Source organism: Halomonas halocynthiae DSM 14573 (genome assembly GCF_000425725.1).
Taxonomy (GTDB): domain Bacteria; phylum Pseudomonadota; class Gammaproteobacteria; order Pseudomonadales; family Halomonadaceae; genus Halomonas; species Halomonas halocynthiae.
Genome location: NZ_KE384441.1, coordinates 404,488 through 420,061, shown reverse-complemented (window position 1 = coordinate 420,061; position 15,574 = coordinate 404,488). Strand labels below are relative to the sequence as shown.

At 54.5% G+C, this 15,574-nt stretch carries 11 protein-coding genes; 4 read left to right on the top strand and 7 right to left on the bottom strand.

The annotated features are described in order from the left end of the window. Positions 1 to 6,487: ESPR-type extended signal peptide-containing protein (locus H616_RS0113820; protein WP_027967881.1), on the bottom strand; the 6,487-nt coding region annotated here is incomplete at its 3' end. 627 nt (positions 6,488 to 7,114) lie between these two features. On the opposite strand from H616_RS0113820, the gene H616_RS15835 reads away from it, so the two are divergent. Continuing rightward, positions 7,115 to 7,462, top strand: a complete 348-nt coding sequence (locus tag H616_RS15835; protein WP_027967880.1) for a hypothetical protein — start codon at positions 7,115 to 7,117, stop codon at positions 7,460 to 7,462. A 117-nt stretch (positions 7,463 to 7,579) separates the two neighbouring features. On the opposite strand, the gene H616_RS0113810 is transcribed toward H616_RS15835, so the two are convergent. The 5 genes from H616_RS0113810 to dapA form a co-directional block, all read right to left on the bottom strand. After that, positions 7,580 to 8,317, bottom strand: a complete 738-nt coding sequence (locus tag H616_RS0113810; protein WP_027967879.1) for a response regulator transcription factor — start codon at positions 8,315 to 8,317, stop codon at positions 7,580 to 7,582. Positions 8,318 to 8,522: 205 nt separating this feature from the next. Further along, the gene (gene purC, locus H616_RS0113805; RefSeq protein WP_027967878.1) at positions 8,523 to 9,236 is read right to left on the bottom strand and encodes a phosphoribosylaminoimidazolesuccinocarboxamide synthase; all 714 of its coding nucleotides are present in this window, start codon (positions 9,234 to 9,236) and stop codon (positions 8,523 to 8,525) included. A gap of 37 nt (positions 9,237 to 9,273) precedes the next feature. Continuing rightward, complete coding sequence (locus tag H616_RS0113800) at positions 9,274 to 10,104, bottom strand: MBL fold metallo-hydrolase (RefSeq protein WP_084155935.1); 831 nt, start codon at positions 10,102 to 10,104, stop codon at positions 9,274 to 9,276. Next, positions 10,104 to 11,069: an outer membrane protein assembly factor BamC gene (locus tag H616_RS0113795; protein WP_027967876.1), complete on the bottom strand. Its 966-nt coding sequence runs from the start codon at positions 11,067 to 11,069 to the stop codon at positions 10,104 to 10,106. The genes H616_RS0113800 and H616_RS0113795 overlap by 1 nt, the downstream gene beginning before the upstream one ends. Before the next feature lie 50 nt (positions 11,070 to 11,119). Next, positions 11,120 to 12,004 carry a 4-hydroxy-tetrahydrodipicolinate synthase gene (gene dapA / locus H616_RS0113790; protein WP_027967875.1) on the bottom strand — a complete coding sequence of 295 codons (885 nt, stop codon included), beginning with the start codon at positions 12,002 to 12,004 and terminating at the stop codon, positions 11,120 to 11,122. 226 nt (positions 12,005 to 12,230) lie between these two features. On the opposite strand from dapA, the gene H616_RS0113785 reads away from it, so the two are divergent. The 3 genes from H616_RS0113785 to H616_RS15160 are packed head-to-tail and all read left to right on the top strand — an operon-like array spanning position 12,231 to position 15,260. Continuing rightward, positions 12,231 to 12,704 carry a peroxiredoxin gene (locus H616_RS0113785; protein ID WP_027967874.1) on the top strand — a complete coding sequence of 158 codons (474 nt, stop codon included), beginning with the start codon at positions 12,231 to 12,233 and terminating at the stop codon, positions 12,702 to 12,704. 31 nt (positions 12,705 to 12,735) lie between these two features. After that, the gene (locus H616_RS0113780; RefSeq protein ID WP_027967873.1) at positions 12,736 to 14,124 is read left to right on the top strand and encodes a YcjX family GTP-binding protein; all 1,389 of its coding nucleotides are present in this window, start codon (positions 12,736 to 12,738) and stop codon (positions 14,122 to 14,124) included. After that, positions 14,121 to 15,260, top strand: a complete 1,140-nt coding sequence (locus tag H616_RS15160; RefSeq protein WP_035573226.1) for a TIGR01620 family protein — start codon at positions 14,121 to 14,123, stop codon at positions 15,258 to 15,260. The genes H616_RS0113780 and H616_RS15160 overlap by 4 nt, the downstream gene beginning before the upstream one ends. Before the next feature lie 17 nt (positions 15,261 to 15,277). Here H616_RS15160 and H616_RS0113770 read toward each other — a convergent pair whose 3' ends face one another. Beyond that, complete coding sequence (locus H616_RS0113770; RefSeq protein WP_027967872.1) at positions 15,278 to 15,493, bottom strand: hypothetical protein; 216 nt, start codon at positions 15,491 to 15,493, stop codon at positions 15,278 to 15,280. Positions 15,494 to 15,574 lie beyond the last annotated feature (81 nt).

Below are 15,574 nucleotides of genomic sequence, written 5' to 3'. Positions count from 1 at the left end.
CGTAGGTCTTGTTGGTGATGTGGTCGCCTTTGGTGATCGGACCGGTGTACTCAACGCTGTTGTCGTCGTTGACGGTGAAGTTGTCACCCAGCTTAGTCACGCCACCCACACTCAGGTCGTTGTTGACCGTGGTGTTAGTGAACGTCACGTCATCAGCGGTGGCCACGTTAATACCGCCTTTCCCATCATCGCTAAGCTCGATGTTCTTGCCCGAGATGAAGTTGGCGTTGTTGTCGTCCTTGGTCAGCGTTTTGACATCAGCGCCGTCAACCTGAGTCACGACTTCCTGCAGCGCCGTATCGGCTAGGTCCAGCTTGTCTTTGCTGTCCTGACTCAAGTCCACCTCATAGTCAGTGACGTTATTGGCATCTTTAGCTGCCGCCGCCACCGTTACCGCTGACGAACCAGCGCTGACACTCGCACCATCGGCATTCACGGTGTAAGTCGTCTGCTGAGTAACAGGATCCTTATTAGCGTCGACAGTGGCATTCGTGCCTGCAACCACGTTACTTAACTGGCCGACGTTGGCCGCATCCGTGCCGTCTACGCCAGGCGCAACGTTCTTGATAACGGTGTTGCTAGCGTCAATGCCGGTCTTGGTGATGCTTGGACCACCCGTGATGGTCAGACCATCGTTGTTGATGACGGTGTCGCCAACCGTCACGCTTTCAAGATCCGTCAGGTTCTTGGCCAGTTTGATGCTCAGCGTGTCGCTGCCATCGGCCTCTACGCCAATGTTGCCATCACTCAGGGTGCCGGTCGCGCCACCTGTCACGTTCAGGGTTTCGCCCAGCTTGCGATCCACATCAGTGCCAGTGTCACCAGCAAAGGTCAGCGGGCTGGTCGCTTGTTGGCTGACCGCCTTCAACTGGCTGACGTTAACCGCGTCAGTGTCATTGCCACCCGCCGCTACGTTGGTAATGCGGCGCTCGTTACCAGCACTACCAACTGAAAATTCGCTTTTTGCTGTGGGTGCAGCCACGGCAATGGGGGTGCCATTAACATCAACGGGCTGATAGGCCGCCGTGCCCAGCGTGCTGCCATCCGCCAGAGACTCAGAGCCTAAAGCGACATTATCACTGCCTTGCGCTGAGGCATTACTACCAATCGCAACGGTATCTTGGCCACCCGGACTAGGATCAAAGAGTCCATTAGTGGAAGCCTGCGCATCCTGACCAATGGCAATCGCGCCATTACCGCTGGCACTCGCTCCAAAGCCATCGCCGTTTGCATCTCCGCCAATGGCCACCTGATAGTCGCCACCGCTGCCGGTGAATGCACCATCTCCCATGGCCACCGAGCTATCGCCCAGGGCCTTAGTATTGGTACCTGCAGCTATAGCATTAGCACCCGTCGCGCCGTTGTTGTTGTAGTTACCCGTGGTTGGGTCTGTGTTGTTAACGCTATAGAAGTGGGTTTCTTTGCCGTCGACGTAAGCCTTGTTAACGATATTAGTATCGCCGATGATCGGGCCAGTATAAACGGTATCACCATTTATAATGGTGTCACCTTGCAAGACGGTATCGCCCGTTGCGGTGAAGTTGTTGGTTGTTAGGTTGTTGGTTACGGTAGCATCAGTGAACTCAACAACGTCGCTTGTCGCAACAGTGATGTCACTACCTGTACGAGTGATGTCGATGTTTTTGCCATCGATGAACTGTACGGTGTCACCAGGGGCAACCTTAGTCGCTGTATCACCGTTGGTCTGTACGTTCCAACCTTGGGCTGCATTTTTGATGGCATCATGGATGTTATCTTCACCAGTGTCGCCAATATCGGTATAGGTGATATTGCCATCAGCATCTATTACGGCATTACCACCAAAGTTATTAACAATGCTACCACCCACATTGTCAAGGACTGCGTTAGTGGCATAAAGCTGGCTACCGTTGATCGCGTCTGTGCTGGTTGCATTAATTGCACCCGCAGCGACATGTTTGATCTGGCGCTCATTACCTGCCTGACCAATAGATACTTGACGACCTACATTTTGGGCTTGACCTGCAAATCCACCGTAGGTCAGTTTGCCCACCGTAGCTTGTGTTTCTTCAGTAGCATCGGTTGTTGTTCTAGAACCTTGCCCTAAAGCTACAGCCTGTGATTTGCTCGCTTCGGCACCAGCACCTACCGCCACACCAAAGCTAGATGAAGCATTTGCAGTGTTACCAAGCGCAACAGAACTGTTACTAGCCTTAGTGTTGCTACCTATCGCCAAGCTATACGTACCATTTCCTTCGGCACCAAGTCCTATGGCAGTCGCCCAAGTTGATTTTGTAGTAGCCCCCGTACCTATAGCGATAGCATCTGCATGTCCAGCGTTTGAACCATCGCCAATAGATACTGTAGAGTTACCTCCAGCGCGGGCACCCTTACCTGCTGCAACACTATTAGTACCTTGTGCAGTGGTATAGCTACCACTACCTAACGCGACAGAATCTTTCCCATCAGCCTGGGCATTGTAGCCTACTGCAGTCGCTCGCTCGGCGCTGACATCAGTGCCGGCTTGGATGCCAGCTGCCATGGAGTCGATGCCATCAGCTCCATCATTATTATAGTTGTCTTGCTGGACGCCATTGTCGTTGACGCCATAGTAATTAACACCACCAGACGCCGCCAACGTTTCTACAGCCCTAAGTTGAGCCAAGTTGACCGCATCGCTGTCTTCAGAACCCGCCGCGACGTGGGTAATCTGGCGGAAGTCGCCGTTACCACCAACAGACACTGCTCCCAAGGTGCTTTGCGTATCGGCAATAGCAGTACCGGGAACCGCCGCTGCACCCGTGGAAACATCGTAACCTGTGACGCCAGCATCACGGCTCGCTACGGAGCCTGCACCCAGAGCGACACCACCATCAACCGTCACCTCGGAGCCAGTACCCAGCGCAGTGGCACCGGAGCGGTTGGCAAAGGCATTTTCACCCAAGGCTGAACCGGCAACCGCAAATGCCTCGGACGCCGTGCTGGCGTCGCCATCCACACGCCATGTGGCTTGAGCACCGTCACCAAAGGCAGAGCCGCCGTTGGCTGCACGCGTGCTGGTACCAACCGCCTGCGAACCTGCCGCCCAGGCATCCTGACCAATAGCAATACTGTCCTCACCCGTGGCTTTCGCGCTGCTACCCATAGCGATGGCGTAATCAACCGAGGCGTTAGACCCTTTACCCAGCGCAATAGAATCAGTCCCTTGAGCCTTAGACTCACCACCTACGGCAATGGCGTTTGTGGCTGCTTCTGCGCCAGATCCCATTGCCACCGCATCACGCCCACTGGCTACAGCCCCGAAGCCAATCGCCATGCCCGATACCGCGCCATCAAGCACCTTAGCGTAACTACCAATGGCCGTTCCATTATCGGCGTTAATCGCTACATTTGCTTCCGATCCGATGGCCACCGAGCTATCCGAATTGCCCGTGGCGTTGGGACCAAGTACCGTGGAATAGTAGGCACCACTCGCCACTGTCGCCCCCTGCCCGACGGCCACTGAGGTCGACGCATTGACCGTGGCACCTTGACCGACTGCCGTGGAAGCGGTGGCGTTATCCGCCACTGTCGCGCCGTCGCCGATGGCGACCGAGTTGCTTGCATTGTCGCCGACCTTCGCAGAGGGGCCGATCGCCGCGGCATAGCTCGACCCTTCCCCTGTGCTTGCATTGGAGCCTAAGGCAAGGGCAGCGACATCGCTGGCCGTTGCTTGACGGCCAATAGCAACGGCCGAGTTGACGTTTGTTGTAGAGGAGCCAGTCGCCGTTGCCCCTTCACCAATGGCAATGGAGGTGCCACCAAGCGCCTGCGCTCCCGTTCCGATGGCTACGTTGTCAGCTTGGCCCCCTGTCGCGCCAGCAATGACCCCCGTCTCGGCCAAGTTACCAATGGCAATATCCCGCGTTGTACCTGCAGTGGCCGTATTGCCAACGGCCACGGAGGACTGCCCGGTAGCGCTGGCCTTTACGCCTGCCGCTAGGGCACCCGCCCCGGTCGCGCCGTCGTTGTTGTAGTTGTCTTGCTGGACGCCATTGTCGTTGACGTCGTAGTAATTAACACCACCAGACGCCGCCAACGTTTCTACAGCCCTAAGTTGAGCCAAGTTGACCGCATCGCTGTCTTCAGAACCCGCCGCGACGTGGGTAATCTGGCGGAAGTCGCCGTTACCACCAACAGACACCGCTCCCAAGGTGCTTTGCGTATCGGCAACAGCAGTACCGGGAACCGCCGCTGCACCCGTAGAAACATCGTAACCTGTAACGCCAGCATCACGGCTCGCTACGGAGCCTGCACCCAGAGCGACACCACCATCAACCGTCACCTCGGAGCCAGCACCCAGCGCAGTGGCACCGGAGCGGTTGGCAAAGGCATTTTCACCCAAGGCTGAACCGGCAACCGCAAATGCCTCGGACGCCGTGCTGGCGTCGCCATCCACACGCCATGTGGCTTGAGCACCGTCACCAAAGGCAGAGCCGCCGTTGGCTGCACGCGTGCTGGTACCAACCGCCTGCGAACCTGCCGCCCAGGCATCCTGACCAATAGCAATACTGTCCACACCCGTGGCTTTCGCGCTGCTACCCATAGCGATGGCGTAATCAACCGAGGCGTTAGACCCTTTACCCAGCGCAATAGAATCAGTCCCTTGAGCCTTAGACTGACCACCTACGGCAATGGCGTCATCTGCGCTCGCTTGAGCGCCTCTTACCCCGTTACCACCAACCGCAACTGCACCGTCTGCCGTTGCCTGGGCTCCCTCGAATGCACCCGATTGACCACCACCACCACCCAAGGCAGTCGCGTTATAACCCGTAGCATTGGAGAAATTACCGTATGCAGAGGCGCCAATTCCTGAAGCACTGGCAGAGTTACCAGCAGCAGTCGCATTGCGTTCACTTGCCTTGGCAAAATTACCCAAGGCCGTTGCAAAATCAGCTCCTGCATTGGCTTGATTCCCGAAAGAGGATGCATCCTTGCCCACTGCACGAGCCTTATATCCCACAGCTGTGGATACGAAAGCCACAGTATTATCATTAGGTTCCAAGCTACCTTTTGCATACGAACCTGACCCAATGGCAATTCCGCTGTTAACCGATAGAGTATCATCACCGATGGCGAGCCCCCCCCCGGAACCACCACCGGTTACTTTCGAGTCATATCCAATTGCAACACCATAACTTGTTTCTACATTTGCACGATGGCCTTGAGCAATAGACGCTTCGCCACTTGCGCTGCTATTGCGGCCTAATGCCACTGCATTATTAGCCGTTACTTTAGCATTATGACCATGGGCGATGGATGAAGCGTTTAGCGCTTTAGCACCATCACCTTGAGCGATGGTATGATCACCTTTTGCCTCAACGTTCCTACCCATAGCGATTGAATGATTGCCCGTCGCTTTCGAGCTACGACCCAATACAATCGAATTATTACCATCTGCCTGAGACATGTACCCCAAAGAAATCGCAGCTGTGCCCATTGCCCTATGCCGCGTAGACGTACTGTAATTGCCTGCTGCATCCGGGGTACTGTTACCAATCGCAATGGCTTGATTACCTTGAGCCGCCACCGCATTACCCACTGCAATCGATTCAGTGCCGGTTGCAATGGTGCGACGGTTGCGGCCTGTGCCGATAGCAATCCCCCGATGAGCCAGTGACTGCGCCCCGGCACCTATCGCGGTTCCGACCCACGCATTACTATCGCCACTACCTTCCCTTCCTGCTACAGCATCATGCCCCAGGGCTACTGAACCAACAGCCTTTGCTCCTTTCCCCAGTGCCACACCACGCTGAATGACATCTATAGGAAGCGGTTCATTAATCAGTTCAACGTTTACAACGCCTGCATTACTCCCCTGACCAATGGCCACAACACCGTCTGCATCTCCAACACTCGCACGCCCAATCGCAACAGCATCTTCAGCAGCCTTGGAATTACGACCAATCGCAACAGAATTTTCAACACCAGAGGCCCCAGACCCAATCGCAATGCCATGGGCAACTGTCGCACTAGACCCTTGCCCTAATGCTATACCATGGTCACGAGCCAGCGAGTCCCAGCCAATTGCGATACTCTGAGTTTCAAAAGCACGCGCATTAACGCCTATTGCTACAGCCCTGTCTGTCGCACGTGCGTCTTTGCCAATTGCAACAGCCCCATAGCTGCATGCGTTTGCCCCACCGCCAATACCCACACGACTATTATCACCAGTATTACAATCTAACGCTCCAGAATCAGCCGTCCCATCACCATCACCCGGCTTCCACGCCATCGCCTCCGGTGCCACCAACACCATGGAGCCGGCTGCGAGGGCAACGGCAATAACGGCTGGCCGCAGCAGAGCAGCAATTCCTGCACTGCCTGCACTGCTGGTGGCTTCTGGAGCAGCCACTGCGCCGACCAACATACTGGGCGTGGCTGCTTTGTCATTACTGCGCGCGGCTTCTGATGCCACAACCAATCTGCCCAGGGTGCGATTCCATACAATCCGGAAAATGAGATTCATTTTTTCGTACCTCTATTTGAAATTCACAGCTTGGGCATTGGCCACGGCAGCTGTATTGTTCTTTATCTCGTTAGCTGTCAAGCAGGTGCTCGTTCAACAATGCCAGCGTCTCATTTAAAACTAGGGAACTTACAACTTACGACCCTAATTCAAATGGAAGTAGCACAGAAAAACACAACTGCCACATGAGCGCGATTTTGGTACAGCACTTAGCGGGATGCAATTTAAAAAACAAGCGTTAACAAGAGTTTATATGTTAAAAGAAAATGAACAGCCGAAAAATTATTTGCCAATAATTAACAATTAGCCAACAATCCTTATTAGCCACTAATAAAAAAGAATTTGCTAACCTAGCCACTAACACGAAAAGAATTTACTGAAAAATCATTCAGCTCAGCAGAAATCTTTACGCTTATTTTAACATTGCAGAAAAAACCACAAAAAACAGTTTTTTCATGTAAACAAACATGTCATTCATTCAAACTAAGCGTCTGATCTAACGCTCTCACATATCAACGGAGCCAGAACCTCTGACTCAGATCAAACTCATGACAAGGCGCTGTGTTGCTTCACTTTTTGATTCTGAGCAGCAGACCTTGCCTTCTACCTATGACCATGGTGAGAAGCGTGTCTTACGTCGCCAAGCTCGTGCCCATTTTGTTGAGCCACCAAAGCCATACTGCCAACCAACTCAGCGAGATCCTGCACGTACGCCGCACTCTGGCTGTACACCGAACACCGACCTTTCCCAGCAAGGCCAGTTTGCCGCTAATGTATTCTGGGTCGTTGTTACATCGCATGGTTTTGGGGCTTACCACGCTATTCGGTCAACTGGGTGAGAAAGCGCATAACGCGCTCTGCCGACAAGGAGAAGTCGGCATCAATAATCAGGCCTTTCTAATTGTCGTCGTCAAGGGCATTGAACAACTGAGACTTTCGACCGTCAGCCAGCTGAGTGGGCATGAAGCCCATTGACCAGCGGTCACGTAATGCCACTGTCAATGGATCTGGCGCTCGGCAAATCTAAGACACGCGCTTTACCACCGCGATTATTTTTGGAGAAAAAAGAGGGGGGGGTTACCATATTTCAGCTCATGCTTCTGCCTCGCCTTCGCTGAGTGCTTGCAAGCGGTAGCCATAGCCATAGACGGACACCAGGTTCCATCCTTTCTGGGCTTCTAAACCAAGTTTCTTGCGAATTCGGTACACATGTACGTCCAAAGTGCGCGAACCAGGCCGTTCCTCTCTACCCCAGATATATTCATACAGATACGCCCGCGCCAACGGCCGCCCTAAGTGCACAAAGAACTGATAGATTAGTCGGTATTCTTGACGGGTTAACTTAACTTCTTCGCCATCCACGAAAACTGTGCCAACGGTTTGGTCGATGAGAATATTGCCACATACCAGTTCCGCATTCTCAGCACCTCCATTAGGCATACCGGTTCGCGTTTGCCGCCTTAACACAGCAAAAGCCCGTGCTTTCAACTCAAGCGGGCGAAACGGTTTGCTAAGGAAGTCGGCGGCACCTTTTCCTAGCGCCTCAACCACATCTTCTTCTGAATTGCGGTTCGTCACCATGATAACGGCAGGCGGCACATCAAAATAGCCGTGAATCCATTCAAGCAATTCAATGCCCGACGAGTCAGGCATTTCCCAGTCAAGCATGACTAGCTTGAACGTGTCACGCTTGAGCGCTCGAACAAAATCAGCAGCAGTATGGAAGGCTTGAATATCAACCATATCCGGCAACTCTTTTGTGCTTTCCGCCAGTGCCTGGCACATTTGTTCAAGCGAAGTTCTATCGTCGTCCAATACGGCTATACGCATTATGAATCCTCACTCTAATTGACCACATGCCAACTCATCCATGCCAGCTAACGGACTCGCCAAGCAAGCTGCCTGTAAAAACGTACTCTCACATCTTACACGGCTTAACTCGTGCTTATTTTCTTTCATATCATGAGAGTACGATTTTTTACATTATTTGCCAATTTTATTTTTTACCACGCGAATCACTGACGACCCCATTAAGTTAACTAATGCAAACCCCTATGCGACGACCCACTTCTTCGTAAGCTTCTATTACACCACCCAACCCTTGACGAAAACGATCTTTATCCAGTTTTTCACGGGTAGCGGCATCCCATAAACGACAGCCGTCGGGTGAAAACTCATCACCCAGCACAATGTTGCCTTTAAACACCCCAAACTCCAGCTTATAGTCCACCAGCAACAGATCACCTTCAGCAAACAGTGCCTTAAGCACCTGATTAACCTTGAAGGTTAGCGCTTTCATTTCGGCCAGTTGCTGCGGCGTTGCCCAGTCAAATGTTTCCGCCAATGATTCGTTAATCATCGGGTCATGCAGGGCATCGTTTTTCAGAAACAGTTCAAATGTCGGCGGTGTTAGTGCCTGCCCTTCCTCTACCCCCAGCCGCTTCACCAAACTGCCTGCCGCAATATTACGCACCACGCACTCGACAGGAATCATGTCGAGCTTTTTCACTAGGCATTCGGTGTCTGACAGCAGGGCGTCAAAATGGGTAGGTATACCGGCCTCTTCTAGCTTGCCCATAATAAAAGCGTTAAAACGATTGTTAACCATGCCCTTACGCGCCAACGACTCCACGCGCTCGCCATCAAAAGCGCTGGTGTCATCACGAAAAGTTAAGACCAAACGGTCAGGGTCGTCAGTGGTGTGTACTGACTTGGCTTTACCGGCGTAAAGTTCCTGGCGCTTTTTCATAAGTATCTCCAGAAGGATAGGGGGAGTAAGTTGAGGTTCAGCAAATGCTCTGCCAATCTTTTCCGTGGTGCTGAGTGGCAATGGTAAGGCGTGATTCGTCACCGTCGAGCAGTGGGCACAACGATTCAAGCACGAGTTCTGGGCGGTTATTCTGCTCAGACAAGTGCGAGCAAACGATATGCTGGAGCCGGTCCAGCCCTAGCTGCTGCAATAGCTGGGCAGCCTGACGGTTGGCTAGGTGCCCCCAGCGCCCACCTACGCGGCGCTTGAGGCTGGCTGGATAAGGCCCCTCCTGCAGCAGTTGCGTGTCGTGATTGCATTCAAGCAGCAAAGCATCACAACCGCGAAACGCGCTAATGACATGGGCACTGGCGTGCCCCAGGTCGGTCAGTAAGCCGAGCCGACAAGCGTCCGTGGAGAAACAGAACTGCACTGGCTCACGGGCATCATGAGGCACTGTAATTGGGTCAATCGTGAGGCTGACAAGAGCGAAACGCTGCTGGGGTGTAATCCAAAAAAGCTGCTGGGGCGCAATTCGCCCCAGCTTGCCTGCCCGCCAAGTGCCTGGCGTAAGGTACACCGGCAGCTTGTAGCGCCGCGCTAATGGCCCCACCCCACCGATATGATCGCCATGCTCGTGGGTTACCAGAATAGCGTCTAACTGGCAGGCCGAGACGCCCAATCGAGCTAAACGCTGTTCGGTCTCTTTCAGGGTAAAGCCGCAGTCAACCAGCACACGGGTGATGCCATCACTCACCAGCGTTGCATTACCTTGGCTGCCACTACCCAACGAAGCAAAGAACAGCTGCCCACTGGCTTGACTGGGCAGCTGCTCAGAGACATGAACCGGTGTGGCCAACACGCTCATTAGCGCAACAGATCCGCCACCCGCTCGAGCACCTCGTGCGCATCACGCTCGCTGAACTCCCGCTCGCTCTCGTTGCTAACGGTCAACACGCTGCTGTCAGGCCCCGTGGACTTAAGCACAAGACGCAGCGTTTGCGACATTTGACGTACATCTGGGCTAGCAATGATTTCGAGCATGCTACGCTCGCGTTCTGATGCCACCATGTATTCAACGAGGAAGTCATGGCGCTGGGGCGAGGACTCAAGCAGCTGGCGTTCGCCTTCAACAATGAAGTCGGCCTCTAGCTGGTGATTAAGCTCGGCATACACGCGCTGAAGAGAAAACGGCAGCTTTAGCAACCACTGGTCGTTTTCTTTTTCCAGCAATGGCCTTACACGCTGCTCTGCAGGGCGCTGTACTATCAACGAAGAAGAGCTAGCAGTGGCCGTTGTGGACGCAAAATACTGCTCAAGCGCCTGTAAGCAGTTCGCCTGAGTCGCGCCATTACGCTCACAGTAAACTTCAGTAATTCCGGGGTGCAGGCCATGGCGCAAGCGGATATCGCCAGCACTAGTCGCCAGCAAGCCTTGGTTTGGCTCTTGGCGCTGAATGCTCATCCCTTGCTGGCGTATGAAGCCATCTAGCTGGCCCCACACTGCGGCAGGCTCAGCACCGACGACTAACCAGTGCACATCGCCAGCTTGACGCCGCGCCACGCTCCCCGGCTTCATCGAACTGCCAACGCCTAATGCACGCGGTGGCGACAGGCGGAAATCAGACCCAACAGCGGCAAAGCTGCCAACACTTTCGGGCACCGCCATGCGATTACCATAGCGCCGCTGGTCACGAGTTTCTGGCAGCACTAGCGGTTTACTCAGCTGAGCCTCGGCGTAGTCTGTTTCACGGTCATCAAAATACCCTTCACGGGCACAGCCCGCCAAGGCCAGAGCAGCCACTAGCGGCATCCATTTCAACGCACAACTCATGCATCCACCTTGCATCATTTTTAGGCCCGGGTTGGGGGCGGTAAGGCCGCTCAGTCGTCGATCACGCCTGCCAGCTGTAAGGCTTCGCTGACAGAGGAGTGATATTTCTCAGAAAGCCAGGTTAGCGGCAACCGAATGCCAGGCTCAATCAGCCCCATGCGGTTAAGGCTCCATTTAACAGGAATCGGGTTAGCCTCAATGCCAAGATTCGTATGCAGCGGCATCAACCGAGTATTAATCTGATGGGCTTTGTCAGCATCTCCTGCCATTGCTGCGTGGCACAGGTCGTGCATGGCACGCGGTGCCACGTTGGCCGTAACAGAGATGTTGCCATGCCCACCCATCAGAATGAAATCGCAGGCCGTGCTGTCATCGCCGGAATACAGCATAAAGCCGCTACCTTTAAGCTGGCTGATCAGGTCTTCGCCACGCTCCAGGTTACCAGTGGCATCTTTAAGACCAACAATATTGTCTACCCTAGCAAGACGCAGCACGGTTTCGTTGTAGATATCAGAACAGGTGCGGCCTGGCACATTATAAAGAATCACTGGCAGGTCGCTGCTTTCCGCAATGGCTTTGAAGTGCTGAAACAAGCCTTCCTGGGTGGGCCGATTGTAATACGGCGCAACCGTAAGGCAGTATTCAGCGCCGACGTCCTTAGCGTAGCGGGTCAGCTCGACCGCTTCACGGGTGTTGTTTGAACCGGTACCAGCAATCACCGGAATACGGCCATTCACTTCTTCTACCACACAGCGGATTACATCAAAGTGCTCGGCAAATGACATAGTGGTTGGTTCGCCGGTGGTACCCGCGGCGACAATAGCATCAGTGCCGTTATCAAGATGAAAATGCACCAAACGACGCAACCGCTCCCAGTCGATGTCGCCGTTACTCATCATTGGCGTCGCCAATGCGACAATACTGCCTGTGACCATACTTCTATTCTCCTCTCGCTACCTGCCGCTGCCAGTTTGAGCCGCCGCCACATAGCGGTGTCCCACCCGCGTTACACTACCAAATATTGAATGTTACTCAGCACCAGAGAGCCTGTACAGCAAGGACTTTACAGTTCGACGTATCTTGCGTGTAATCTGCTGCCTATTCATGCTACCCAGAAAGAACGTTATACCCCCACACTGGGCATCACTACGAGGAACTCACATGACTGTGCAACTTGACTACGCTGTGCCGGATTTTACCGCAATCGCCACTAACGATACACAACTGACGTTGTCAGCTCTGCATGGCCAGCAGGTGGTAATCTACTTCTACCCCAAGGCCAGCACCCCTGGCTGCACCACAGAGGGCGGCGATTTTCGTGACAGCAAAGCCGAATTTGATGCTGTCAACACCTTAATTATCGGCGTTTCCCGCGACGGCATTCGCGCTCAGGAAAACTTTAAAACCAAGCAGGCATTTAATTTCCCCCTGGTTTCCGACAAAGACGAAGCCTTGTGCCAGTTGTTTGACGTGATCAAACTCAAAAAAATGTATGGCAAAGAACACCTCGGCATCGAGCGCAGCACGTTTTTGCTAGATAGCCAAGGTAAGCTTGCCAAGGAGTGGCGTGGCGTGAAGGTTAAGGGGCATGTCGAAGAGGTCTTAGCCGCCGCGCAGCAGTTGCATGGCGAGTAAACCGTTTGACCTTGGATAAGGACCCCTTTGCATGTTCAAGCCGTTGACTCGGGAATTAAATGATCTCATTGAGCGCACGCGTGATCGCCAGCTGCGCTTGGCGGTCACGGGTTTGTCACGAGCAGGAAAAACCGCCTTTCTTACCTCGCTGATCCACCAACTGCGACACGCGGGCGTTGAAGCTCGCTTAGACTTGCTCGGTGCAGCCAGAGAAGGACGACTGCTGGGGGCCAGGCGCGTCGAGCAGCAAGACCTTGGCGTTCCGCGCTTTCCTTTCGACCAAGCCATGGCAGCGCTTGACGCCCACCCACCCCGCTGGCCTGAGGCCACTCGCGGCATCAGCGAGCTGCGCCTGGTGCTGCGCTACCGCCCACGCAAAAGCCGCCTGTTTGGGTCGGAGGTTCGTGAGTTAACGCTGGACCTGTTTGATTACCCAGGAGAATGGCTACTGGACTTACCGCTGCTAGCTCACGACTTTAACAGCTGGAGCCAGCAACAACGTACCAGCGGCCAACAGCGCGACGAATTTTTCAGCCAATGGCACAGCGCTGTTACCGGCCTAAAACCCAGCGATGAGCTTGATGAAACTCGCCTAGCCGAGATCGCCGAACTGTATGCCACTGGCCTACGCGCAGCCCGTGAAGCCGGTTTTTCTGACCTGCAACCGGGCAGGTTTCTATTACCGGGTGATCTTGATGGTGCGCCAGTGCTTCAGTTTTTCCCATTGCTCGGTCTTGACGAGCACGACCCAGGCGGATTGGCTAAGCTGCCTGCCGACAGCCTGTATGCCACGCTGAAACGGCGTTTTCGCTATTATCAGCAACACATCGTTAAGCCATTTTATCGTGACCATTTTCAGCGCTTCGATCGCCAAATTGTGCTGGTAGATGTACTCGGTGCGCTTAATGCTGGCCCTGAGCGTTTCGACGACCTGTCTCGCGCCCTGTCTCGCCTGATGGAAAGCTTCGACTACGGCCAACGCAGCCTGCTCAACCGACTGTTCTCACCACGCATTGACCGTTTGGCCATCGCCGCGACGAAAGCTGACCATGTAACGCCAGAGCAACACTCACGCCTGACGGGGCTACTAGAGGCACTGCTGGCCGAGCCAATCAAGGATTTGCGCTATGCCGACGTGCCTGTCAAAGCGTTTTCACTGGCCTCTATTCGCGCCACACAAGTCCGTGAAGTCAGCGATAATGGCAGCACCCTGACCGCACTGCGCGGCACGACCCTAAGTGGAGAACCTACCTTGATGTTTCCCGGAGACGTACCCAGCCAATTACCAACAGCAGACTTCTGGGCACGCCAAGGGTTTGACTTCACCGCCTTTCGCCCGTTACCACGCACAAGCGGCGCGTTACCTCACATTCGCATGGATGCTGCCATCGACTGGCTGATTGGAGACAAGCTGCAATGAATTCACGTCACCCGCCCTCTGACAACCACGCCTCATGGCAAGACAGCACCAAAGACCCACGCCCTGGCCGGCGTTTTACCGCCCCCGAACCTGGGCAACAAAGCGGACAAAACGCCAAACACAGCGATCAAATACACCGCGCCCCATTCGGCAGCAACGACCCTGCCCCAGGCCAACACTTTTCACCAGACACCGATAGCAAACCGCTGGTGACCGACACGACTGACCAGAGCCGCCATGCTGAGCGCCGCCTGGCCGATAGCCTTGCGCCTCCACGCAAGCGCCGCTGGGGGCTGCTTGGGTTGCTAACAGGTGGCATTACGCTAGGTGTTATTGAGCTTGGGCGATCACTGCCAGCTAGCCTGGCGGCCGGAGACTGGCTCAACGCAGGCTGGCAGATGCTCGGACTAACGGCTGTTGGCCTTGGCACAGCGGCTTTGGCCCGCGAGCTATTTCGGCTTCGCCGCTTACGTCGCCATGATAAACTACGCGAGGCGCTCAATGCCTTGCCACAGGCCAGCCACCAACACGCCCTAGCCACTGCGCAATTACTACGCCAAGGGTTACGCCTTGATGAAGACCATCCACACTGGCAAGCATTTATCGCCGCCAGCCAACCGCATCACGATGGTCAAGACATTTACGTGCTGCTTGATCACCACCTGTTAGCCCCCCGCGACCGCGAGGCCAGCCGACTAATTTCACGCATGAGCAGCGAAACTGCCGTGCTGGTGGCTGTCAGTCCTCTAACGTTGGTAGATATGGCACTGGTGGCTTGGCGTCATTTCGCCATGATTGACCGGCTCAGCCGCCTGTACGGATTAGAGCTAAACTATGCCTCGCGGTTGCGACTGCTGCGCCATGTGCTACGTGACATGGCGTTTGCTGGCGTTAGCGAAATGGCCAGCGATGCCAGCATGCAGCTGGTGTCAATGAACTTAGCCGGCAAGCTCTCGAGTCGTGCCGCTCAAGGGTTGGGCGTTGGGCTGCTAGGGGCACGTTTAGGGTTACGGGCCCAGCGCCTGGTGCGCCCACTAAACTTTGCTGAGGACGAACGCCCGCGCCTCTCTGACCTGCGCAGCGAAATGTGGCAACGTTTGCGGCGTCTGGAAAGCCGAGCAGTGGAGCCTGATTAATACACGCTGCCAACGCATCAGTCCGACGGAGGCGTTTTCTCAGACTGCATATCGGCTAACGCCGCAGAGACCGCTTCTTCCCACTCACCTTCACTGAGCCCCCAGTGTTTCATGTCATGCTCGCTGGCAGGCCCCATGGCCATGTCACGCAGTTTCTCTTCGGTGATCTTTTCAAAGCAGTGCCGAGCAAATCCTCGGGCTTTTTTCTCGTTTAACTGACTGATGACAGACATCGTTTTCTCCTCGTCATAGCTCAAGAGTTAAGGTCATTCTGAGGTCTCCATTCCTCGTTGACAAAGACAAGGCAACCATTC